This window comes from Nocardiopsis oceani (assembly GCF_054777395.1).
In genome coordinates this window covers 18,828-40,240 of sequence record NZ_BAAHAR010000005.1, presented here as the reverse complement: position 1 = coordinate 40,240, position 21,413 = coordinate 18,828, and the positions used below count along the sequence as shown (strand labels likewise).

General features: G+C 69.9%; 18 protein-coding genes. 17 read left to right on the top strand and 1 reads right to left on the bottom strand.

Translation table 11 applies throughout. From position 1 onward, the window contains the following. The first annotated feature begins 479 nt into the window (after positions 1–479). The 7 genes from ruvX to ACYVDG_RS03860 all read left to right on the top strand — a co-directional run bounded on the left by ruvX (position 480) and on the right by ACYVDG_RS03860 (position 6,858). The gene (ruvX, locus tag ACYVDG_RS03890) at positions 480–968 is read left to right on the top strand and encodes a Holliday junction resolvase RuvX (protein WP_460746879.1); all 489 of its coding nucleotides are present in this window, start codon (positions 480–482) and stop codon (positions 966–968) included. After that, on the top strand, positions 965–3,250 hold the full coding sequence (gene mltG / locus ACYVDG_RS03885) for an endolytic transglycosylase MltG (protein ID WP_460746878.1): 2,286 nt from the start codon (positions 965–967) through the stop codon (positions 3,248–3,250). The genes ruvX and mltG overlap by 4 nt, the downstream gene beginning before the upstream one ends. Then, positions 3,247–4,083 carry a shikimate dehydrogenase gene (locus ACYVDG_RS03880; RefSeq protein WP_460746876.1) on the top strand — a complete coding sequence of 279 codons (837 nt, stop codon included), beginning with the start codon at positions 3,247–3,249 and terminating at the stop codon, positions 4,081–4,083. Before mltG ends, ACYVDG_RS03880 begins: the two co-directional genes overlap by 4 nt. Positions 4,084–4,479: 396 nt before the next feature. Continuing rightward, positions 4,480–5,064 carry a translation initiation factor IF-3 gene (infC, locus tag ACYVDG_RS03875; RefSeq protein WP_460747000.1) on the top strand — a complete coding sequence of 195 codons (585 nt, stop codon included), beginning with the start codon at positions 4,480–4,482 and terminating at the stop codon, positions 5,062–5,064. A 185-nt stretch (positions 5,065–5,249) separates the two neighbouring features. Continuing rightward, positions 5,250–5,444, top strand: coding sequence for a 50S ribosomal protein L35 (rpmI, locus tag ACYVDG_RS03870; RefSeq protein ID WP_460746874.1), 195 nt, complete (start codon positions 5,250–5,252; stop codon positions 5,442–5,444). Between the two features lie 168 nt (positions 5,445–5,612). Next, entirely contained in the window at positions 5,613–5,984 is a 372-nt protein-coding gene (rplT, locus tag ACYVDG_RS03865) for a 50S ribosomal protein L20 (protein WP_191273595.1), read from the top strand. A 25-nt stretch (positions 5,985–6,009) separates the two neighbouring features. Next, the gene (locus ACYVDG_RS03860) at positions 6,010–6,858 is read left to right on the top strand and encodes a TrmH family RNA methyltransferase (protein ID WP_460746872.1); all 849 of its coding nucleotides are present in this window, start codon (positions 6,010–6,012) and stop codon (positions 6,856–6,858) included. A 92-nt stretch (positions 6,859–6,950) separates the two neighbouring features. Here ACYVDG_RS03860 and ACYVDG_RS03855 read toward each other — a convergent pair whose 3' ends face one another. Continuing rightward, the gene (locus tag ACYVDG_RS03855) at positions 6,951–7,412 is read right to left on the bottom strand and encodes a hypothetical protein (protein ID WP_460746871.1); all 462 of its coding nucleotides are present in this window, start codon (positions 7,410–7,412) and stop codon (positions 6,951–6,953) included. Positions 7,413–8,122: 710 nt separating this feature from the next. On the opposite strand from ACYVDG_RS03855, the gene ACYVDG_RS03850 reads away from it, so the two are divergent. From ACYVDG_RS03850 to ACYVDG_RS03805, 10 genes are all read left to right on the top strand, one after another. Then, positions 8,123–9,361 (top strand): sensor histidine kinase, encoded by a 1,239-nt coding sequence (locus ACYVDG_RS03850; RefSeq protein ID WP_460746870.1) that lies wholly within the window; start codon positions 8,123–8,125, stop codon positions 9,359–9,361. Between the two features lie 185 nt (positions 9,362–9,546). Further along, positions 9,547–10,665 (top strand): phenylalanine--tRNA ligase subunit alpha, encoded by a 1,119-nt coding sequence (gene pheS / locus ACYVDG_RS03845; RefSeq protein WP_460746868.1) that lies wholly within the window; start codon positions 9,547–9,549, stop codon positions 10,663–10,665. Continuing rightward, positions 10,665–13,154: a phenylalanine--tRNA ligase subunit beta gene (gene pheT, locus ACYVDG_RS03840; RefSeq protein WP_460746867.1), complete on the top strand. Its 2,490-nt coding sequence runs from the start codon at positions 10,665–10,667 to the stop codon at positions 13,152–13,154. The genes pheS and pheT overlap by 1 nt, the downstream gene beginning before the upstream one ends. 484 nt (positions 13,155–13,638) lie before the next feature. Further along, complete coding sequence (locus ACYVDG_RS03835) at positions 13,639–14,865, top strand: aminotransferase family protein (RefSeq protein ID WP_460746999.1); 1,227 nt, start codon at positions 13,639–13,641, stop codon at positions 14,863–14,865. A gap of 204 nt (positions 14,866–15,069) precedes the next feature. Further along, positions 15,070–15,564 (top strand): MarR family winged helix-turn-helix transcriptional regulator, encoded by a 495-nt coding sequence (locus tag ACYVDG_RS03830; protein ID WP_460746866.1) that lies wholly within the window; start codon positions 15,070–15,072, stop codon positions 15,562–15,564. Between the two features lie 197 nt (positions 15,565–15,761). Then, positions 15,762–17,183 carry an NAD(P)/FAD-dependent oxidoreductase gene (locus tag ACYVDG_RS03825; protein ID WP_460746865.1) on the top strand — a complete coding sequence of 474 codons (1,422 nt, stop codon included), beginning with the start codon at positions 15,762–15,764 and terminating at the stop codon, positions 17,181–17,183. 158 nt (positions 17,184–17,341) lie between these two features. Next, positions 17,342–18,370: an N-acetyl-gamma-glutamyl-phosphate reductase gene (gene argC, locus ACYVDG_RS03820; RefSeq protein WP_460746864.1), complete on the top strand. Its 1,029-nt coding sequence runs from the start codon at positions 17,342–17,344 to the stop codon at positions 18,368–18,370. A 14-nt stretch (positions 18,371–18,384) separates the two neighbouring features. Beyond that, complete coding sequence (locus ACYVDG_RS03815; RefSeq protein WP_460746863.1) at positions 18,385–19,143, top strand: bifunctional ornithine acetyltransferase/N-acetylglutamate synthase; 759 nt, start codon at positions 18,385–18,387, stop codon at positions 19,141–19,143. A 71-nt stretch (positions 19,144–19,214) separates the two neighbouring features. Next, positions 19,215–20,213 (top strand): acetylglutamate kinase, encoded by a 999-nt coding sequence (argB, locus tag ACYVDG_RS03810; RefSeq protein ID WP_460746862.1) that lies wholly within the window; start codon positions 19,215–19,217, stop codon positions 20,211–20,213. After that, positions 20,210–21,412, top strand: a complete 1,203-nt coding sequence (locus tag ACYVDG_RS03805; RefSeq protein WP_460746861.1) for an acetylornithine transaminase — start codon at positions 20,210–20,212, stop codon at positions 21,410–21,412. The genes argB and ACYVDG_RS03805 overlap by 4 nt, the downstream gene beginning before the upstream one ends. Position 21,413 lies beyond the last annotated feature (1 nt).

Sequence of the window (21,413 nt, the reverse complement as noted above, 5' to 3'; positions counted from 1 at the left end):
TTCGGTGCCTCCCGACCGCCTGGGAAGGCTCCGCTACCGCGTGGCTACCGCTTCTGTCCCGCGGTCGCGAACTGGGCTTCAGCCGCGGTGCCGTGGCCGGACGTTCCGGTGACTGGGGTGGTCCGGTGACGCGGGTGGACGAAACGGACGAAACCCTGCCTGCCCCAGGTCGTAACCTCCGTGACTTACACTCAGACGGTACGTGTTCGCCCCGGACCCCGCCGTTACAGCCCGACGTGAGGCACTGAGTCCGGTCGGAGTGGTTCAGAGGGCGACTACCAGGGGTGCGGCTGCGCATCGCCATCGAATCGGGCATACTGTGGCGCGTTGCAGCCGATTCCCCAGGCTGCCTGCGCGGCCAGTCCCGCGATCCCGCAGATGAACAGGACCACCGTGTTGAGGATTTCCCAGCAGCGGTGCTGTGCCGTCGACGGCACAGCTCGCCTGAGCACCGACCCCACCCCCGGGGAGGCGTCCTCGTGAGGCAAGGTGCACGCCTGGCGGTAGACCCGGGCAACGCGCGTATCGGGGTCGCCGCGAGCGACCCGAGCGGTATGCTCGCAAGCCCCGTCGAGACGGTCGCGCGTGGGAAGGGCGATGTCCAGCGCATCGCCCTCCTCGTCGTGGAGAAGGAGGCCCGCGAGGTCGTTGTGGGTTACCCTGCTTCACTGTCCGGCCAAGAGGGACCGGCGGCCCGGTCCGCTCGCGAGTTCGCGAACACGTTGGCCCGACACCTTGACCCCGTCCCCGTCAGGCTCGTGGACGAACGACTCACTACGGTGACCGCCCAGGGTCAGCTGCTCTCCGGCGCCTCCTTCGGGAAGAAGGGCGCCAAGGGCGGTCGGGCCCGCCGCTCCGTCATTGACCAGGCGGCGGCCACCGTGCTCTTGCAGAGTGCCTTGGACCAGGAACGGTCAACAGGCCATCCCCCGGGCGAGATCGTCCGTGCCAGCCAGGGAGATTCATGACTGACAGGGATGACTACCCCGCTAATCCCTACCGTGGACGCGCCCGCCGTGGAGGTGGTGACGACTACGATCCGCTGACCGACCCCCTGCCCGCGCAGCCGCCTTCGCGTGGCCGCCGGGCTCGTCCGGAACCGCCGACGGACCACTGGGCCGACCCTTCGGCCAGCGGCGGGTTCCGGCACACCGGGCCCTCCTCCGGTGAGTTCCGCACACCCCGGTACGCCTCCCCGGCGGCGGGGGACTACAGCGAGCTCTACCCGTCCGATCCCCAGCCCAGGCCCCAGCCCGGGCGCCGTCGCAGGGCGCAGCCGCCCGAGGATGAGGCCCCGTGGAGCGGCGAGCAGCCGACGGCACCGCCCCGACGCTTCGGAGTCGTCGACGCCGTGCGTGGCAGCCGGGCCGCCCGCGGCGGCGGAGACCAGGGTTACGAGCCGGGATTCCCGTCGGACACCGGGAGCCACCAGCGCCCCGCGGAGGACCCGACCCAGGACGCCCTCGCCGCCTTGGCCGACTTGGGCGGCTCTCCCGGCGGACCCGCCGACCCCGGGGACCGGGGAGGCCCCGGGCACGGTCCCGTCGACGCGGTGCCTCCTGAAGAACCGCCGCGCAGGCCCCGGCGTGCGCGCGCCGAGGAGCCCGAGCAGGCGCGGTCGCCCTTCTGGGGCGATGACCTCGGTGAGCCCACACCCGCCTTCCTCGCCGACACTCCCGACGACGAGCCCAAGGGCCGCCGGGCCCGGCGCAAGCGTGCGAAGCAGGCGGAGGCGGAGGCCGCCCGCGACACGGGCTCCTTCGCGGCCCCGGAGCAGGAGGAGCCGGGCGGTCGCCGCGGCCGTCGCCGGGCTCGCCGCGCTGCCGAGGACGAGCCCCGTGACACCGGGGCCTTCGCCGCTGCTCCCGCGGGTCTGCCGGAGGAGGGGGCCGCTGGCAGCGGAGCGTTCGCGCTTCCCGAGGACGACGAGCCCGTGGGCCGACGCAGCCGTCGACGCAGCCGTCGTGCCGAACCCGAGCCCGAGCCGGAGCCCGAGGTCGAGGACACCGTCGACGAGGGCTCCGAAGGGGACGGTGAAGACGAGGACGACTACGAGGAAGAGCGGCTCGAGGACATCGCGGCCGCCTACGGCAACAGCCGCGCCAACCGCAAGCGGGCCAAGAAGGCGAAGGCCGCGCAGGCCGCCCGCCGCTCGGGGGGAAGGTCCAAGAAGCGCAAGCGCAAGGGCCCGATGATCCTGCTCGCCTTGGTCCTGATGCTGGTGGTCGCCGGCGGCGGCTTCGGCGTCATGCGCACCTTCGTGTTCCCTCCGGACTTCGACGGCGAGGGGGAGGGCGAGGTCGTCGTCACCATCGAAGAGGGCCAGAGCGGCACCGCCGTCGCCCAGAGCCTCGTCGACGAGGGCGTGGTGGCCAGCGTCCGCTCCTTCACCAACGCGCTCAGCGCACTGCCCGACGAGGAGGAGGGCGACGGGCTGGTGCCCGGCACTTACTCCCTCGCCGAGGGCATGAGCGGTGAGCACGCCGTCGCCGCGCTCTTCGACTCGGACAACCGCCTTGGGGGCCGGGTCACCCTCCGCGAGGGCCTGCGCGGCTCCCAGATCCTCCAGGAACTGGCCGACAGCACGGGCGTCCCCGTCGAGGAGTTCCAGGAGGCCTACGGGGAGACGGACGATCTCGGCCTGCCCGACTACGCGACCGAAGGCCCGGAGGGATACCTCTTCCCGGCCACGTACAGCTTCGAGCCCGACACCGAGCCCATCGCCATGCTGCGGACGATGGTCACCCAGTACGACCAGATCGCGGAGGAGGCCGACCTCGAGGGCCGGGCCGCCGAACTCGGCTACGACCCCAACGAGGCCATGGCGATCGCCTCCATCATCCAGGCCGAGAGCGGTGACGTCGACGACATGGCCAAGGTGTCCCGGGTGGTCCACAACCGCCTGGACATCGACATGCCGCTCCAGATGGACAGCACCTGCTTCTACGCCATCGGGGAGTACGGCATCGCGCTCGACAACGACCAGTTGGCCGCCTGCGAGGAGGACGAGAGCGGGTTCGACACCTACCACCAGACCGGTCTCATCCCCGGGCCGTTCGTGGCCCCTGGCGAGGACGCCATCGAGGCTGCCCTTGACCCTGAGGAAGGCGACTGGCTGTACTTCGTGGCCACCGACCCGGAGAACGGCGTCACCGAGTTCACCGACAACCACGACGAGTTCGAGATCCTCAAGGAGCGCTTCCAGGAGAACTGGGGCGGCGGAGAGGGAGCCGAGGAGGGCGGCGAATGACGCGTGCCGCGGTCCTGGGCTCGCCGGTGGCCCACTCCCTCTCACCGGTCCTGCACTCCGCCGCCTATGCTGCGATGGGGCTGGAGGGCTGGTCCTACGACCGGTTCGAGTGCGAGGAGGAAGGGCTCGCTCCCTTCCTCGGCGAGTTGGCCGCCGACTGGGCGGGGCTGTCCCTGACAATGCCGCTCAAGCGCCGGGCCATGGAACTGGCGGACGAGGTCACCGACCTGGCTGTCGCGGTCGGCGGGGCCAACACCCTGGTCCGCAGCGGCACGGGCTGGGCCGCGCACAACACGGACGTGGCCGGGATCGCCAGGGCTCTGACCGAGGCGGGGATCGGTGCCCCGCGCAGCGCGGCGGTGCTCGGCGCGGGGGCCACGGCCGCCTCCGCCCTGGCCGCCCTACGGGAGCTGGGTACGGTCTCCCCGGTCACCGTTCTGGCACGGAACACCGCGCGCACGGGTGACGTCTCGGCGGCGGCAGAACGCATGGGCCACCCCCTCGTGGTGGCCCCCTTGGAGGAGGCCGACCACTACCTGGACGTGGACTTGCTGGTCTCCACCCTGCCCTCGGGGGCCGCGGACGGGCTCGCGGACCGGCTCGCGGCCTCCCGGGCCGACCTGTTCGACGTGATCTACGCCCCATGGCCGACCCGGGCGGCCGAGGCCGTCGCGGCCAGGGGAGGGCGCGTGGTCGGCGGCTTCCCGATGCTGCTGCACCAGGCTGTCGCCCAGGTCAGGCTGATGACGGGGGTCGAGGACGTCCCCGTTGGAGCCATGCGGGCCGCGGGTGAGGCCGAGCTCGCCCGGCGTTCCGCCTCGACCGGGGTCTGACCCTGAGGCCTCGGTGGTTCGACGACCGCCGGGCCCTGCTATATTGGACGTAATCGACTTGGTCCGGTGTGTACGATACACCGGAGCCGCAAGCGGAGATGATCCTCCCACCTACCGGGCCTCGCCCGCGTGGGTTCCGGTCAGACGATGGGCCTGCCGCGCCCGTGTTCGTCGGACACCCGTGTACGGGTTGCCCGGCGCCGCGCGCGGACACGCTGTCGTGAACATCCGGTCGGATCGCCCCGCTTGCACACGCTGGCGGGGTTTTCGCTTTTTGGTGGGACCCCGAAGCGGGCGGGTGGCCTGAACAAGCACGGGCGACCCGGTCGAACAGGCCGCCCACCATACGGTGGGTGACCGGTCCCAGGTAATCCGAGAAAGCTAGGGAGGGGTCTCATCAGCGCCGAGCCCCGCATCAATGACCGTATCCGGGTGCCCGAGGTCCGACTTGTCGGACCCGACGGTGAGCAGGTCGGAATCGTCTCTGTGCAGGACGCACTGCGTCTGGCACGGGAGGCAGACCTCGACCTTGTCGAGGTCGCGCCGACCGCGCGCCCGCCGGTCGCCAGGCTGATGGACTACGGCAAGTTCAAGTACGAGTCCGCGGTCAAGGCCCGTGAGTCGCGCAAGAACCAGTCGAACACGATCATCAAGGAGATCAAGCTCCGCCCGAAGATCGATCCGCACGACTACGAGACCAAGAAGGGTCACGTCGTTCGGTTCCTCAAGAGCGGGGACAAGGTCAAGGTGACGATCATGTTCCGTGGTCGCGAGCAGTCCCGCCCCGAACTCGGGCGTCGGCTGCTGGCGCGTCTGGCCGAGGACGTTCAGGACCTTGGCGCGGTCGAGTCCCAGCCCAAGCAGGACGGCCGCAACATGGTCATGGTGATCGGCCCGCACAAGCGGCGTTCCGAGCACAAGGCCGAGGCCCGTGCCGCGGCGGGGGACAAGTCCCGCCGTGCAGAGCGCGACCAGGCGTAGGGCGCCAGGGGAAGTCCCCCACCGCCCGGCCGCGCCGAAGATGCGAACCGGGCGGTGGGGTGGGCTGTGCGCGAACGGTCCGTGATGCACCGGCGTGCAACGCAGATCCCCGCCGTAGCGGCGGAACAACCGCGGTATCCGTCCAGTACGGGTGCCGCGCCGACGGAGTAGGAGACGACGGCGACATGCCGAAGAACAAGTCCCACAGTGGAGCCAAGGACCGTTTCAAGGTCACCGGTTCCGGCAAGATCATGCGCCGCCGTGCCAACAAGAACCACATCCTTGAGCACAAGACCTCGAGGCGTAAGCGCAGGCTGAGCAACGAGGCCGAGCTCTCTCCGGCTGACACCAAGAACATCAAGAAGCTCCTGGGCAACTAGCACCAGAGAGACTTCCCGTCCTCCCCGGCCCGCCCGTGCGCCCGACCAGGTCGGCGCGCTGAGGCGCCCGGAGGACACCCACCTGAAGCGAACACGGACCGCCGGGCCAGTCCTGGTCGGACCGGTCGGCGCGCCGTGCGCGCCGGAAGAACCAACGAGGGAGTCACTGTGGCACGCGTGAAGCGGGCTCTCAACGCCAAGAAGAAGCGCAAGGTCGTTCTCGACCGGGCCAGTGGTTACCGCGGGCAGCGCTCGCGTCTGTACCGCAAGGCCAAGGAGCAGATGCTCCACTCGATGACCTACTCCTACCGGGACCGCAAGGACCGGAAGGGGCAGTTCCGTCGCCTGTGGATCCAGCGCATCAACGCCGCCTCCCGCGCTCACGGCCTGACCTACAACCGTCTCATCCAGGGTCTGAAGCTGGCTGAGATCGAGGTCGACCGTCGCATGCTGGCCGAGCTGGCCGTCAACGACGAGGCCGCGTTCGCCGCGCTCGTGGAGAAGGCCAAGCAGGCCCTCCCCACCTCCGCCGCGGCCTAGCAGGCAGAGACACAGACAGGTAGCGATGGCGAGCCACGAGTTCACGAGTGTCCGGTCACCCAGGATCAAGGGGGTTCGGCGGCTCGCCAAGCGCACCTTCCGTCAGCGTGAGCGGCGCTTCCTCGCGGAGGGGCCGCAGGCTGTGCGGGAGGCACTGGCCGCCGTCAACGGCGGCGATGGGCGGTCCCCCTATGGCGGGGCCGCCCACGGTGTTGTCGAGGTCTACGCCACGGCGGAGGCCATGCAGCGGCACATCGACCTGATGGACGCCGCCCACACAGCGGGCGTGCCCACCCACCGGGTCAGCCTCGACGTCATGTCCGAACTGGCACAGACCATCACCCCGCAGGGGGTCATCGCGGTCTGCGAGTTCGTCGACGTGCCCTTGGAGAGCGTGAACGACGTGCGTCTGGCCGTCATCCTCTCCCACGTGCGCGACCCCGGCAACGCCGGAACGGTCATGCGCACTGCCGACGCGGCCGGTGCCGACGTCGTCATCTTCACTGACGCCTCGGTGGACCCCTACAACGGCAAGTGCGTGCGGGCCTCCGCCGGAAGCCTGTTCCACCTGCCGGTGGTGGTGGGCGCTCCTGTCTCCCGCGCGGTGGACTTCCTGCAGGGGACCGGCGCCCGGGTCTGGGCGGCCGACGGCGGCGGCGACCGCGATCTGCACCAGGTAGCCGACGACGGCGGTCTGGACGGCCCGGTCGGCTGGGTCTTCGGCAACGAAGCCTGGGGGCTGCCGGAGGAGATCGTCCGGCTCACTGACGGCGCGGTCAGTGTTCCCATCTACGGAGGGGCCGAAAGCCTGAATCTGGCTACCGCCGCGGCGGTCTGCCTGTACACGACCGCGCGGCAGCAGCGCAGTACCTGACGGTAACCCTCCAGGCTGACGTCAGTTCGTCCGTGGGGCACGGAAAAACACCGGTTCCGCGGATCCGTTCCTATCGGGCCGGGCCGAGGGGGTCAGGAATTGGCGTTGTAGTAGATGTGTCCTTGCTGCGTCGTCCCCTGATAGACGTAGGCTGCGACGGTGACTTCTGTGTTTTCCGCGATGTTGTTGGTGGCGCGGTCGGTGTAGGGGGCGGAGCGGCCGACGGTAGAAGCGGAAACGACGGTGCCGCGGCCACTGCCGTCGGAGTAGTTCACGCGGCCGTAAATGCTGTATCCGTCAGCCCGGTCGTCGGACACATAGAGCGTGTCGCCCTTCCAGCCTCCGGCCTTGGGATCCGCGCTCCACTGCACCCGGCCCGCGTTGTGGCCGTTGATCTCGATGTGGATGTGGCGGGATCCGTCGGCCAGCCTTCCATCGCTGGAGAAGGTCACGTTGGCCGCCTCCGCGGTGTCTTCGGAGGAGACCGCGGAAATGGTGGACATTGACACCGCGGCCGCCATTACCACTGCCAGGCGGCGCGCAAAAGTCTTCATCAAGGACCTCATATGGGTATTTGCCGGTTATGCCGGGGTCACCCTACTGATGGGTATTGCGGATTTCAAAACGCCGTCAAACGATCTACGGCGGGGCCGAAAGCCTGAATTTGGCCACGGCTGCGGGGGGCTGTCCGTACACGACGGCGCGGCAGCAGCGCAGTGCCGGACGGCCGCCCTGGCCCCGGTCACGCGTGGCTGGGCCAGGTCGTGATTCTCACCGCCGGTAATTGAACTACCCTTGAGCGGGGGTGCAGGATCGGCCGGTCTGTACGCGCGGTAACAGGTTGTCTGAACCATCCAAAATGCACGTGCACGGGCCCCGAGTGTCGGTAGGGTCGGGCCATCACCACGGTGGTTCATGCGCATCCCGCTAGGCCATCCCCAGGCGACCCGCGTCACGGGTAGGAGGGTGCGCGTGGCCCTGGGGCACGGCAAGCTTGGCCACACGAGTACGCGAAGCTCGAAGCTCCGGTGGGCGGGCCCCGGCGCTGACGGATGCCGGGCGGCCTCCGCGCGGGTGACGGGCACGGTGACCGCCGACTCGTCCCCCGGGTGGCGCCATATCCCAAGTCAGGAGGCGTACCAGGTGGGAGTGCAGGGTAGATCTGCGGTGGTGTCCAGGGGAGAGCACGACGGACACGACCGGTCAGCGATCCCGACCCAGGAGTCCTGGTGTCGCGGAGCTTCGGAGGGGAGCGGGGAGAGGCGTGGGCAGCGGCCGGCAGGTGGACCAACCGGCGGAGGATTCCGAAGGTGCGACAGCGCGCTCCTCGGAGGATCCCGCTCCAGGGCCTGAACCCACTACCGGCATTCCCGCTGAAACGGATCATAAGCCGGAACCGGACATTCGATCCGGGGTTCGGCGGGGATCCGCACCCGCCCTATGGGACGTCGAGACCGCCTCCGCCAATCCGGGCAGCAGCTCTCTGGGCGCGGACGACCTGCCCGACGGCGTGGTTGTCGCCGACGCCCGCGGAAGGGTCGTCCTCTTCAACCTCCAGGCCGCGCAGCTCACCGGGGTCCCCGTCGAGTCGGCGCTGGGCCGCGACTACCGCGCGGTCTTGTCCCTGACCGGGCTCGACGGCCATGACTGGTGGGAGGCCAGCGACCCCTACGGGGGCGACCGCGACCGCACCCGCCAGTCCGAACGTGTCCTGTGCCTGCCCGACGACCGCGAGATCCTCGTCGCGGCCCGCTACGTGCGGGCCCGGCCCGGCGGCGCGCTCGTGCGCCTCGTCGTCACGCTCCGAGATGCCTCCGTGCGGGCCGAACGCTCCCGGGCCGACCTCGTGTCCGAGGTCGCGCACGAACTGCGTTCCCCGCTGACCAGCGTCAAGGGCTTCACCTCCACCTTGCTCAACAAGTGGGAACGGCTCACCGACAAACAGAAGCTGTTCATGCTCGAGACGGTCAACGCCGACGCGGACCGCGTCACGCGCCTCATCCACGACCTGCTCGACGTCTCCCGCATCGAATCCGGGCGCCTGGAGGTCCGCCGTCAGGTGATCGACCTCAACACCGCCGTGCGCCGCGTCGTGGCCAGCCGCGTCGCGTCAGGCGAGTCGGAGGACCGCTTCCGAGTCGAGACGCGGGGCGAACTCCCGCAGATGTGGCTGGACGCCGACAAGCTCGAACAGATCCTCGTCAACCTCGTGGAAAACGGACTGCGGCACGGCGCTGGTACTGTCAGTGTTGTGATCGAGCCGTGTGAAGGAGGAGCAGCGGTGTCGGTGCGCGACGAAGGCCAGGGCATTGCACCCGAGACCATTCCGCGCGTCTTCCGCCAGTTCTGGCGCAGCAAGCGCCGTGGCGGGACCGGCCTCGGACTGTTCATCGTGAAGGGTCTCGTAGAGGCCCACGGCGGCACGATCACCGTCGGACGCGCCCCCAACGGCGGCGCCGAGTTCCGATTTACCATGCCCGCCGGGACGCCCGAGTTCGTCTGAGCCCTCAGACCCTTCGGCCTCCACGGCGGGCTTCACGGCATGTCCCGGACCCCGCAACGGACCTTTCCCGGGCTGCCCGAAAACCGCCTGTGCTTTTCCTGTCGGCTTCGTCCGCATCGCGCGGACCGTGACTGCTGTCCCGCCCCCTTATCCGTGGGGGAGCGGTGACGGCGAGGCAACCAACCATGTCAGCACCGAACAATTCCTTCGACCCGGTCGAGGTGACCCCCCTGCACCCCGACGAGGTCGCCCGTATGCGCGAGGAGGCCCTGGCCGCCATCGAGGCCGCCGCCGACCTCGCCGAACTCAAGGAGGTCCGGCTCGCGCACGCCTCCGACCGCTCCCCGCTGGCCCTGGCCAACCGGGAGATCGGCGCGCTGCCCCCGGCCGCCAAGGCCGACGCCGGAAAGCGCGTCGGCGGCGCCCGGCGCGACGTCGGGCAGGCGCTCAAGGCGCGCCAGGAAACCCTGGAAGCCGAGCGCGACGAGCGCGTCCTGGTCGAGGAGCGCGTCGACGTCACCCTCCCCTGGGACCGCACGCCCCGTGGTTCCCGCCACCCCCTGACCACCGTCGCCGAGCGCATGACCGACGTCTTCGTCGGCATGGGCTTCGAGGTTGCCGAAGGGCCGGAGGTCGAGGCGGAGTGGTTCAACTTCGACGCCCTCAACTTCCAGCCCGACCACCCGGCCCGCACTATGCAGGACACCTTCTTCGTGGAGGGCCCTGAGGGGGGCGAGGCCGGCCTGGTCATGCGCACCCACACCTCACCGGTCCAGGTCCGCGCGCTGCTCTCGCGGGAACTGCCGGTCTACGTGGTCGCGCCCGGAAAGACCTTCCGCACAGACGAGCTGGACGCCACGCACAGTCCGGTCTTCCACCAGCTGGAGGGCCTGGTCGTCGACAAGGGCATCACCCTGGCGCACCTGCGCGGCGCCATCGACGCCTTCGTCGAGTCCGTCTTCGGTGCGGGCCTGCGGACCCGGTTCCGGGCCTCCTACTTCCCGTTCACCGAGCCGTCCGCCGAGGTGGACATGGAGTGCTTCGTGTGCCGTGGCACGTCCGTGGGCAACCCGGACGAGCCCTGCCGCACCTGCTCCAGCGAGGGGTGGATCGAGATCGGCGGCTGCGGCGTGGTCAACCCGCGCGTGCTCACGGCCGCGGGGGTGGACCCGCAGGTCTACAGCGGCTGGGCCTTCGGCCTCGGAATCGAACGGACACTGATGTTCGCGCACGGTGTGCGCGACATGCACGACATGGTCGAGGGCGACATCCGCTTCACCTCGGCCTTCGGGAGTGAGAACTGATGCGCGTCCCCCTGACCTGGCTGCGTGAGTACGTCGACCTGCCGACCGACGTCTCCGCCCGTGACCTCGCCTCCCGCCTGACCCTCGCCGGTCTGGAGGTCGAGACCGTCGACGAGCTCGGCTCCGACCTGACCGGGCCCGTCGTCTTCGGCCGTGTACTGGAGATCGAGGAGCTCGCCGGCTTCAAGAAGCCCATCCGCTACTGCAAGGTGGACGTGGACCGGGCTAACGGGACCGGTGAGCCGCAGGAGATCGTCTGCGGAGCCCGGAACTTCTCCGAGGGCGACCTCGTCATCGTCGTCCTGCCCGGCGCCGAGCTGCCCGGGGGTTTCCGGATCGGTGCCCGCAAGACTTACGGGAAGATGTCGGCGGGCATGATCTGCTCGGCCACCGAACTGGGCCTGTGGGAGGACCACAGCGGCATCGTGGTGCTGCCCGAGGGCTTCGGCGAGGTCGGTGCCGACGCCGTCGAGGCACTCGGTCTGCGCGAGGACGTCCTCGACATCGCCGTCACCCCGGACCGGGGCTACGCCCTGTCGATGCGGGGCGTGGCGCGCGACACCGCCGCGCTGTACGGCGCGGAGTTCCGCGACCCCGCCCGGATCGACGTCCCCGCGCCGACCGGGCCCGGCCACCCGGGCACCGTAGAGGACCCCAAGCGCTGCGACCGCCTGGTGTTGCGCGGCGCCACGGGCTTCGACCCGGAGGCCCCCACGCCGCTGTGGATGAAGCGCCGCCTGCACCAGAGCGGGATCCGCCCCATCTCCCTGGCGGTCGACGTCACCAACTACGTGATGCTCGAACTCGGCCAGCCCCTGCACGCCTGGGATCGCGAGAAGGTCAACGGCACGATCCGCGTCCGCCAGGCCGAGGCGGGGGAGAAGCTGGAGACCCTGGACCACGTCCAGCGCTCCCTGGACACCGACGACATCGTCATCGCCGACGACTCCGGGGCCCAGGCGATCGCCGGGGTCATGGGTGGGCTGCACACCGAGATCGGGCTGTCCTCCACGCAGGTTTTGGTCGAGGCCGCGCACTTCGACGCCATGAGCATCGCGCGCGCCTCCCGTCGGCACCAGCTGTCCTCGGAGGCCTCCCGCCGGTTCGAGCGCGGCATCGACGCCGCGGAGCAGCTGGCCGCGGCCACCCGCGCGGTCGAGCTGCTGGCCGAGCTCGGCGGCGCCTCGGTGGACACGGCCTACACGGTCGTCGACGAGTCCGCTCCGCGGGAACCCATCGCTGTCACGGCGTCGCACGCGGGCGATGTGGCCGGGGTCGGCTACCCCGAGGGCACCAGCGAGCGGTGGCTGCGCGCCGTCGGCTGCGCGGTCGAGGCCGACGGGGACGTTCTGCGGGTCACGCCGCCCACCTGGCGGCCCGATCTCACCGACCCCAACGACCTCGCCGAGGAGATCATCCGCTTCGAGGGGTACGAGAACATCCCCTCGATCCGGCCCCGGGGCTCCGGACGGGGGCTGACCTCCGGCCAGCGCCTGCGGCGCGCGGTCGGGCGGATCCTGGCTGACACCGGGTACAACGAGGTGCTGAGCTTCCCGTTCCTCAGCGAGCGCGACCTCGACGGCCTCCAGCTCACGGCGGACGACCGGCGCAGGAGCACCCTGAGGCTGGCCAACCCGCTCAACGACGAGGAGCCGCTGCTGCGCACCACGCTGCTGCCGGGCCTGTTCAAGGCCCTGGCTCGCAACGTGGGCCGCGGCGCCACCGACGTGGCGCTGTTCGAGGCCGGTCTGGTCTACCTGCCCAAGCCCGGTGCCGGCCGTGCGCCGCTCCTGCCGGTCGACCGCGGGCCCAGCACCGAGGAACTCGCCCAAATCGAGGCCGCCCTGCCCCGGCAACCGCGCCGAGCGGCCGTCGTGCTCGCCGGCGACGCTGAGCGGGACGGCTGGTGGGGGAAGGGTCGACCGGCCTCGTGGGCCGACGCGATCCAGGCCGCCCGGGACATCGCTCGTGTGGCCGGTGTGGAGCTGGAGGTCGAGGCCGACAAGCGGGAACCGTGGCACCCCGGCCGCTGCGCCGCACTGTACGCCCGGGTATCGGGTGAGCGCACGCTCATCGGTCACGCCGGTGAGCTGCACCCGCGCACGATCAAGGCGTACGGCCTGCCCGAGCGCGGTGCGGCCATGGAAATCGACCTCGACCTGGTCGAGCGGGCCCGTACCGAGAGCACGGCCCCCGAGGTGTCCACCTACCCGGTGGCGACCCAGGACGTGGCCTTGGCCGTCGACGAGTCAGTGCCGGTCGGGGCGGTCAGCGCCGCCTTGGCCGAGGGCGCGGGCGAGCTCCTGGAGAGCGTGCGCCTCTTCGACGTCTACACCGGTGAGCAGGTGGGCGAGGGCCGCAAGTCCGTCGCCTTCGCCCTGCGGTTCCGCGCCGCCGACCGGACGCTGACTGCTGAAGAGGCCGGTGCCGCGCGCGACGCGGCCGTTGCTCTGGCCACCGAGCGCACGGGCGCCGTACTTCGCGGCTGACCTCAGGATACACACCGTTAACACGCTGAGGCGGGGCGGGTCCTCCGGAAGGGGAGACCCGCCCCGCCTTCGTGTGCTTGAGTGTGTTCCACGGTGCCGGGCGCCTCGTGCAGAGGGGATCCAGGAGGCCCGGTGTGTTGCGAAACGGCTGACAGGCGAGGCCCGATCTCAAAAAAATTATAGGGCTGTTTTTCCTGCGCAGTAGGGGTTTTGGGGCTGTTTGCCGAGGGTAGCCGGAATGAAGTTTGGGTTTCGGGGCATGAAAGCTCGTTTTGGCTCTTGCTGTGGGGCGGTCTCCCCGCTTAGCCTGCAATCACCTGCCACAACCTGGGCGCCCGGGTAAGGGGTCAGATCCGTTTTCCGCTGCGCACTCTCGCGCATGTCACGGCTCGGAGGTCGCCATATGACCGAAACGGTTGTCTCGTCCGCGCTCACTCCCAGGGAACACCGGGAGCCCAGCCGTCTCTGGCATACCTTCTGCGATATGAACGCCGTGGCCAAGGGCCCGGAGTTCGTGGTGGCCAGCGCCGAGGGCGCGTGGCTCTGGGACCGGTTCGGCGATCGTTACCTCGACGGCACCGCAAGCCTCTGGTACTGCAACGTCGGCCACGGCCGTGCCGAGATCGCCGACGCAGTCCACCGGCAGATGAGCACCCTGGAGGCCTACACCGTCTACGGTGACTTCGCCAACGTCCCGGCCATGGAGCTCAGCGAGCGGCTGGCGCAGCACGCGCCGGTCGAGGACGCGAGGGTCATCCTCACCTCCGGGGGCGGGGAGTCGATCGACACCGCGGCCAAGCTGGCGCGGCGGTACTGGTCGGTGAAGGGGCAGCCCGAACGCACCCACCTCATCAGCCGGACCGGTGGTTACCACGGCCTCAACGGGTTCGGCACGAGCATCATCGGGATGGAGCGCTTCCGTACCGGCTACGGCAAGCTCATCGAGGAGACCTCCGTGGTCCCGCACGACTCGGCAGCAGCACTGGAGGCCGAGATCCTGCGGGTCGGGCCGGAGCGGGTGGCCGCCTACTTCGCCGAACCGGTCATCGGCGCCGGCGGCGTTTTCATCCCGCCGGAGCACTACTTCACGGACGTGGCGCGGATCTGCCAGAAGTACGGGGTGCTGTTCATCGTGGACAGCGTGATCTGCGGCTTCGCCCGGATGGGGAACTGGTTCGGGATCGAGCGCTTCGGTGTGAACGCGGACATGATCGTCTTCGCCAAGGGCGTCTCCAGCGGTTACCTGCCGCTCGGCGGCGTCGTGGTCAGCGGTCCGGTGGCGGACCCGTTCTGGAACGAGTCGGGAAACCCGTTCCTGCACGGCACCACCTACGCCGGGCACCCGACCGCCTGCGCGGCGGCCATGGCCAACCTGGACATCCTGGAGCGTGAAGACCTGTTCACCGTCTCCCGTGAGGTGGAGACCCACCTGGACGTCGCGCTCCGCGGCCTGGCCGACCACCCGCTGGTAGCGGAGGTCCGATCCGGTACGGGGGTGATGGGCGCCGTTGAACTCACGGAGGAGGCGCTCGTGGACCGGGGGATCACCACCGCTGAGGTCTTCGCGGAGGCGCGGACCCGCGGGGTCATCGTCCGCCCCGTACCCAAGGCCCTGCTCGTCTCACCGCCTCTGATCGTCACCTGGGAGCAGATCGACCACCTTGCTTCCACACTGTCGGCGGCTCTGGACGCGGTGATGGCCCGTCATTGAGGGTGGGAGCCCGGAGAGCCGGGCTCCACACCCGAAACGGACCCTGTAGGACCCGCCGGTGGCGAACGTCGCGCCGGTGGGTTATTTATTTTCCTAGGAAAACTCTGTCTCGGATTGCTATTCTGGAGTAATATTTACTAGGAAGATACTTCTCCGGTGTGAGGTTGCGGTCGGCCTCCCCGGTGGCACGACAGGGGGAAGCGCATGACGGTACAGCCGACCGAAGCCGAACCGGGCTCGCAGCGGGGCGCCGGGCCGAGCGACGACGACCTGATCACCGCGTGGGGCCTGGTGGCGGAGGCGATGAACGCGATACAGCCGAAGCTGCTGAGCGGGATCACTCCGGACGGCCGTGACATGGCGGGCCCGTGGTTCGAGGTGCTCATCCGCCTCCAGCGCACCCCCGGCTACCAGTTGCCGATGAGCTCCCTGGCCCGCGAGGTGAGTCTCAGTACGGGCGGTTTCACCAAGCTGGCCGACCGTTTGGAGAGGGAGGGCTACCTGGAGCGGCACAACTGTGCCAGCGACCGCAGAGTCGTCTACGCGACCCTCACCGAACAGGGGCTCGCCTTCATCGAGGTGGCCAGGGCCAGACATCTCGAACGGCTCCGGGAACACGTGCTCACCCCGCTCGGAGGCGGCGGGGTTCGACAACTCGCCACGCTCGCGCGTACTCTCCGTGACAGCTCCTGTGATTGACCGGAGCTGTGCACCGGAACTCTCCGTAGTCGAATTCCCGCCGTACGTGGGTGGGGACCTTCGCGAAAGTGCAGAAAACATCCCACGCGCCTTCGTTCCCATGTAGGTTGGGCCCAGTTCGGGGACCCAACTCGGGGTGGGTCGGGAGCACTGAGGTTCCGGGGGGAATGATGAGACTGTTCGCCACTGCTGCCCAGATGAGGCCGATTCCCCGATCCTCTCGCTTCGCCAACGGCGGAGTCTCCTTCTGGTTCTGCGAGACCGGCTTGCCTGAGCGCAGGGCCCCCCTTCCCGGTGATGCGGAGTATGACGTCTGCGTCGTCGGGGCCGGGTACACGGGCCTGTGGACCGCCTACTACCTCAAGAAGGACCAGCCTGACCTGCGGGTCGCGGTGGTCGAACGCGAGTTCGTCGGCTTCGGCGCCTCCGGCCGTAACGGAGGGTGGCTTTCCGCTGACTTTGGGGGCTCCCGGGAGGATTACGCACGGTCACACGGCAAGGCGGCCATGGTGGCTTTGCAGCGCGCACTGATGAACACCGTGGACGAGGTGGTCTCGGTCGCCGCGGCCGAGGAGATCGACGCCGACATCGTCAAGGGCGGCATGCGCCTGATCGCCAGCAACGCGGCTCAGCGCGAGCGGCTCGAGCAGCACATCGAGTACCTGCAGGACTGGGGGTACTGGCCCGACGACATCCACATGGTGGACGCCGATCGCGAACCCCGGCTCACGGTGCACGGCGCGGTGGCCTCCGGCTATTCTCCGCACGCCGCGCGGCTCCACCCCGCCAAGCTGGTCACCGGCCTGGCCTCGGTGGTCGAGGCGCTGGGCGTGGAGATCTTCGAGGGGACCCCCGTCACGGAGATCCGGCCCCGCGCGGGAAGCGGAACCCCGAGCGTGGTCACCGAGCACGGCACCGTCTCCGCCGACCACGTCGTCCGGGCCACCGAGGGCTTCACCTCCAAGCTGCGCGGCCAGCGCCGCCGGTGGCGCCCGATGTACTCCTCGATGATCGCCACCGAGCCGATCGCCCCTGAGCTCTGGGAGAAGATCGGCTGGGAGGGGAGAGAGGTCCTGGGGGACACGGCGCACTCCTACGTCTACGCACAGCGCACCGCCGACGACCGCATAGCGATCGGGGGCCGCGGAGTTCCGCAAGGTATCGGCTCCCCGCAGGGCAACGACGGCGCTACCCAGCCGCAGGCCATCGCCGAACTCTGGCGTTCACTCACGGGGATGTTCCCCGACGTCGCGGACGTTCCCATCGAACACGCTTGGTCGGGGGTCCTCGGTGTGCCCAGGGACTGGTCTCCGACCGTGAACCTGGACACCGAGTCCGGCCTCGGATGGGCGGGCGGCTACGCGAGCAGCGGTGTGTCCACGAGCAACCTGGCCGGGCGCACCCTGCGCGATCTGATCCTGGGCCGCAACACCGACCTGACCCGGCTGCCGTGGGTCGGGCACGAGGTGCGCGGCTGGGAGCCCGAGCCACTGCGCTGGATGGGAACGCAGGTAGTGCGTGGCCTGTACCGCACGGCTGACCGGCGCGAGTCCAGGACCGAAGGCAAGGGACACACCTCACGTCTGGCCGACCTGGCGACCCGGATACCGGGCAACTAGGCGGTCATCCGGTCGGTCGGCTGGCCTCCCACCCCCCCGGTTCCGAGTCCGTGCCCGGGGCGAATACCCGATCCGGGACGGTGTGACCCGCCCCTGCTTGCATAAACTTGCAGTACCATGCATGATGGTTCAGTCGAACTCGATCAGGGGGTCTCAGTATGGGATACACAGCGGCCATCGCCGGAGCCAGCGGTTACGCCGGAGGCGAGCTGCTGCGCCTGCTCCTTGGGCACCCGGAGATCGAGATCGGCACCGTCACCGCGGGCAGCAACGCCGGTACCCCCCTGATCCAGCACCAGCCGCACCTGCTGCCACTGGCCGACCGGATCCTCGCGCCCACCACCGTCAAGGAGCTGCGCGGCCACGACGTCGTCTTCCTGGCCCTGCCGCACGGCCAGTCCGCGGACATCGCCCAGCAGCTCGGCGACGATGTCCTGGTGGTCGACTGCGGCGCGGACTTCCGCCTCAGCGACCCGGACGCCTGGGAACGCTTCTACGGCACACCACATGCCGGGACCTGGCCCTATGGTCTCCCGGAGCTCCCCGGGCAGCGCGAGCGGCTCGCCGGGGCGAGCCGGGTCGCCGTCCCCGGCTGCCACGTCACGGTCGCCACCCTCGGGCTCTTTCCCGGCCTGGCCCAGCAGCTGGTCGAGACCGACCTCACCGTCGTCGCCGTCACCGGAGCCTCCGGCGCGGGCAAGTCACCCAAGCCCCACCTGGTCGGCAGCGAACTCATGGGCGCGCTCAGCCCCTACGGCGTCGGCGGCGCGCACCGGCACAACCCGGAGATCGTCCAGAACCTCACCGCCGTCACCGGCGAACAGGTCCAGCTCTCCTTCACCCCGGTCCTCGCACCCCTGCCCCGCGGCATCCTCGCCACCTGCACCGCGCCCCTCAAGCCGGGCGTGACCGCGGACCAGGTCCGCGCCGCCTACGAGACCACCTACGCCGACGAACCCTTCGTCCACCTGCTCCCCGAGGGCACCTGGCCCAACACCGCCATGACGGTGGCCGCCAACACCACTCTCGTGCAGGTCACCGTCGACGCCGACGCGGGCCGCATGGTCGCCGTCGCCGCCCTGGACAACCTGACCAAGGGCACCGCGGGCGGCGCGATCCAGAGCACCAACATCGCCCTGGGCCTGCCCGAGGACACCGGCCTCCCGCTCGCCGCGGTCGCACCCTAGGAAGAGGGCCCGACGTGAGCGTCACAGCACCCCAGGGCTTCCGCGCCGCGGGCGTGGCCGCCGGCCTCAGGACCGACGGCGCCCGGGACGTCGCCGTCGTCGTCAACGACGGCCCTGACCGCGCGGCCGGAGCGGCCTTCACTGAACACCCCGACCCGGCCGCACCGGTCCTGTGGTCCCGGCAGGTCGTCTCGGGCGGACGCGTGCGCGCGGCCGTCCTCAACTCCGGCTGCGCCAACGCGGGCAGGGGCCCCTCGGGTTTCCAAGGCGTCCACTCCGCGGCCGAGAACGCCGGCGCACTGCTCGATGATTCCGCGGCCGAGATCGTGCTCTGCTCCGCCGGCCCCGTCGGCACACCCCTGCCCGTGGAAACCCTGAACGCCGGGGTCGGAGCTGCGCTCGCCGAGGCGGAGCGGGGCGGAGGGCTACCCGCCGCCGACGCCATCCGGACCGACGACACCGTGGCCAAGATCGCCTTCCGACGCGGCGGGGGCGTCACCGTGGGCGGTATGGCCAAGGGGCCGGACAGCTCGCTCGGGGCCGTCCTGTGCGTCCTGACCACCGACGCCGTCCTCAGCGACACGCTGTGCCAGCGCCTGGTCGCCACCGCGACCGCGAAGACTTTTGCTCCGCTCACCGGTACCAACGACACCGTGTTGCTCATGGCCAGCGGCGCCGGCGAGACCACCCCTGACGAAGAAGGCGTCTCCGCGCTGCTCACCCAGGTGTGCGAGGAGCTCGCGGCACAGGTGGGGGCAGACGTCTCCGACTGAACAGGCGTTTCCGAGCGGGTGCAAGCCCCCGTTACCCCAGACCAGCAGCACGAGGACAAGCAGGCAGGTTGATGAACTCGCGTCCCTCCGACGACCCCACACAGGACCAGGTCCAGGCCATGGACAAGGCCGCCAACCTCATCGAGGCGCTGCCCTGGCTCTCCCGCTTCCACGGCCGCACCGTCGTGGTCAAGTACGGCGGCAACGCCATGATCAGTGAGGAACTGCGGGTCCGCTTCGCCGAGTCCATCGTCTTCCTCCACTACGCGGGCCTGCGCCCGGTCGTCGTCCACGGCGGCGGGCCGCAGATCAGCGCCATGCTCGACCGCTCCGGCGTGGAGTCCACCTTCACCGCCGGGCTCCGGGTGACCACCGACGAGGCCATGGACATCGTCCGTATGGTCCTCACCGGACAGGTCAACCGGGAGATCGTCGGCCTGATCAACCAGCACGGGCCCTTCGCCGTCGGCATGTCCGGAGAGGACGCCAACCTCCTGTACGCCGAGCGCAAGAGCGTCGAGGTGAACGGATCGACCGTCGACATCGGCCGGGTCGGCGAGGTCAGCGGGGTCAACCCGGGCGCGGTGTCCGCGCTCATTGCGGACGGGCGCATCCCCGTGGTCTCCAGCGTCGCCCGTGCAGACGACGGCGGCGTGTACAACATCAACGCCGACACCGCGGCCTCGGCGCTCGCGGTCGCCCTGGGCGCGAGCAAGCTCATCATGCTCACCGACGTCGAAGGGCTGTTCGCCGACTTCCCGGACAACACCGACCTGATCAGCCGACTCAACGTGGACGAGCTGCGTGCGCTCCTGCCCTCCCTCTCCTCGGGCATGGTCCCCAAGATGGAGGCCTGCCTGAAGGCGGTCGAGGGCGGCGTGCCCCAGGCCCACATCATCGACGGCCGGGTCCCGCACTCACTGCTCCTCGAGGTCTTCACCGACCAAGGGGTCGGCACCATGGTCGCCGACGAGGAGTTGGAGGCCGAACTCCTGAGCGGTAACGGCCACTACCCGCGCCCCTGGCGCCCCACCGACAACACCACCAAGCAGCCAGGAGGCGCACAGTGACCAGCAGTGACCTGAGGGACCGGTTCGCCGCCTCGCTCATGCCGAACTACGGTGTCCCGCCCGTCGCACTCTCCCTCGGCCGGGGCTGTGAGGCCTATGACGCCGACGGCCGCCAGTACCTCGACCTCATCGCGGGGATCGCCGTCTCCAGCCTCGGTCACGGACACCCCGCCCTGGTCAAGGCGGTTGCCCACCAAGCGGCCACCCTCGCCCACACCAGCAACCTCTTCGTGCACGAGCGCGAGGTCGAGCTGGCCGAACGCCTGGTCGAACTGGTCGGAGGCGACGCCAAGGTCTTCTTCGCCAACTCCGGAACCGAGGCCAACGAAGCCGCCCTGAAACTGGTCAAGCGGGCCGCGGCTCCGGGCCGCCACTACTTCGTCGCCACGGACCAGGGGTTCCACGGCCGCTCCTCCGGTGCCCTGGCCCTGACCGGCAAGGAATCCATCCGGGAACCCTTCGGTCCCTTCGGCATGGACGTGCGCTTCGTGCCCCACGGCGACCTCGACGCCCTGACCGAGGCGGTCGACGATCAGTGCGTCGCGGTGTTCGTCGAACCCACCCAAGGCGAGGCCGGAGTCGTCCCCGCCCCGGAGGGCTACCTTGCCGGTGTTCGCGCGCTGTGCGACCAGACCGGCGCCGCCTTCGTCCTGGACGAGATCCAGAGCGGCATCGGCCGCACCGGCCAGTGGTTCGCCCACCAGGAGGAGGGCGTGCGACCCGACGTCCTCACCCTGGCCAAGGGCTTGGGCGGCGGGCTCCCCATCGGAGCGTGCGTCGGCTTCGGCGCTTTCGCTGACGCCTTCCAGAAGGGCGACCACGGATCCACCTTCGGCGGTAACCCGGTGGCGTGCGCGGCCGCCCTCGCCGTGATCGACACGATCGAGAACGAGGGCCTGCTCGCCCACACCTCGGTCATGGGCAACCTTCTCTCCGAACAGATCGAGGGTGTCGACCACCCCCTACTCGCGGGCCAGCGCGGGAGCGGACTCTGGCGCGCCATCGAACTCACCGGGCCGTACGCGGCCCACGTCCAGGAACAGGCGATGGTCCGCGGCTTCCTCGTCAACGCCGTCACGGCCGACACGATCCGGCTGGCCCCGCCCCTGGTCATCACACCCGAGCAGATCGGCGTGTTCATCGAGGCCCTGGCGACCATCCTGGACGCTGCCGAGGCCGCCGCGACGAAGGAGCAGTAGA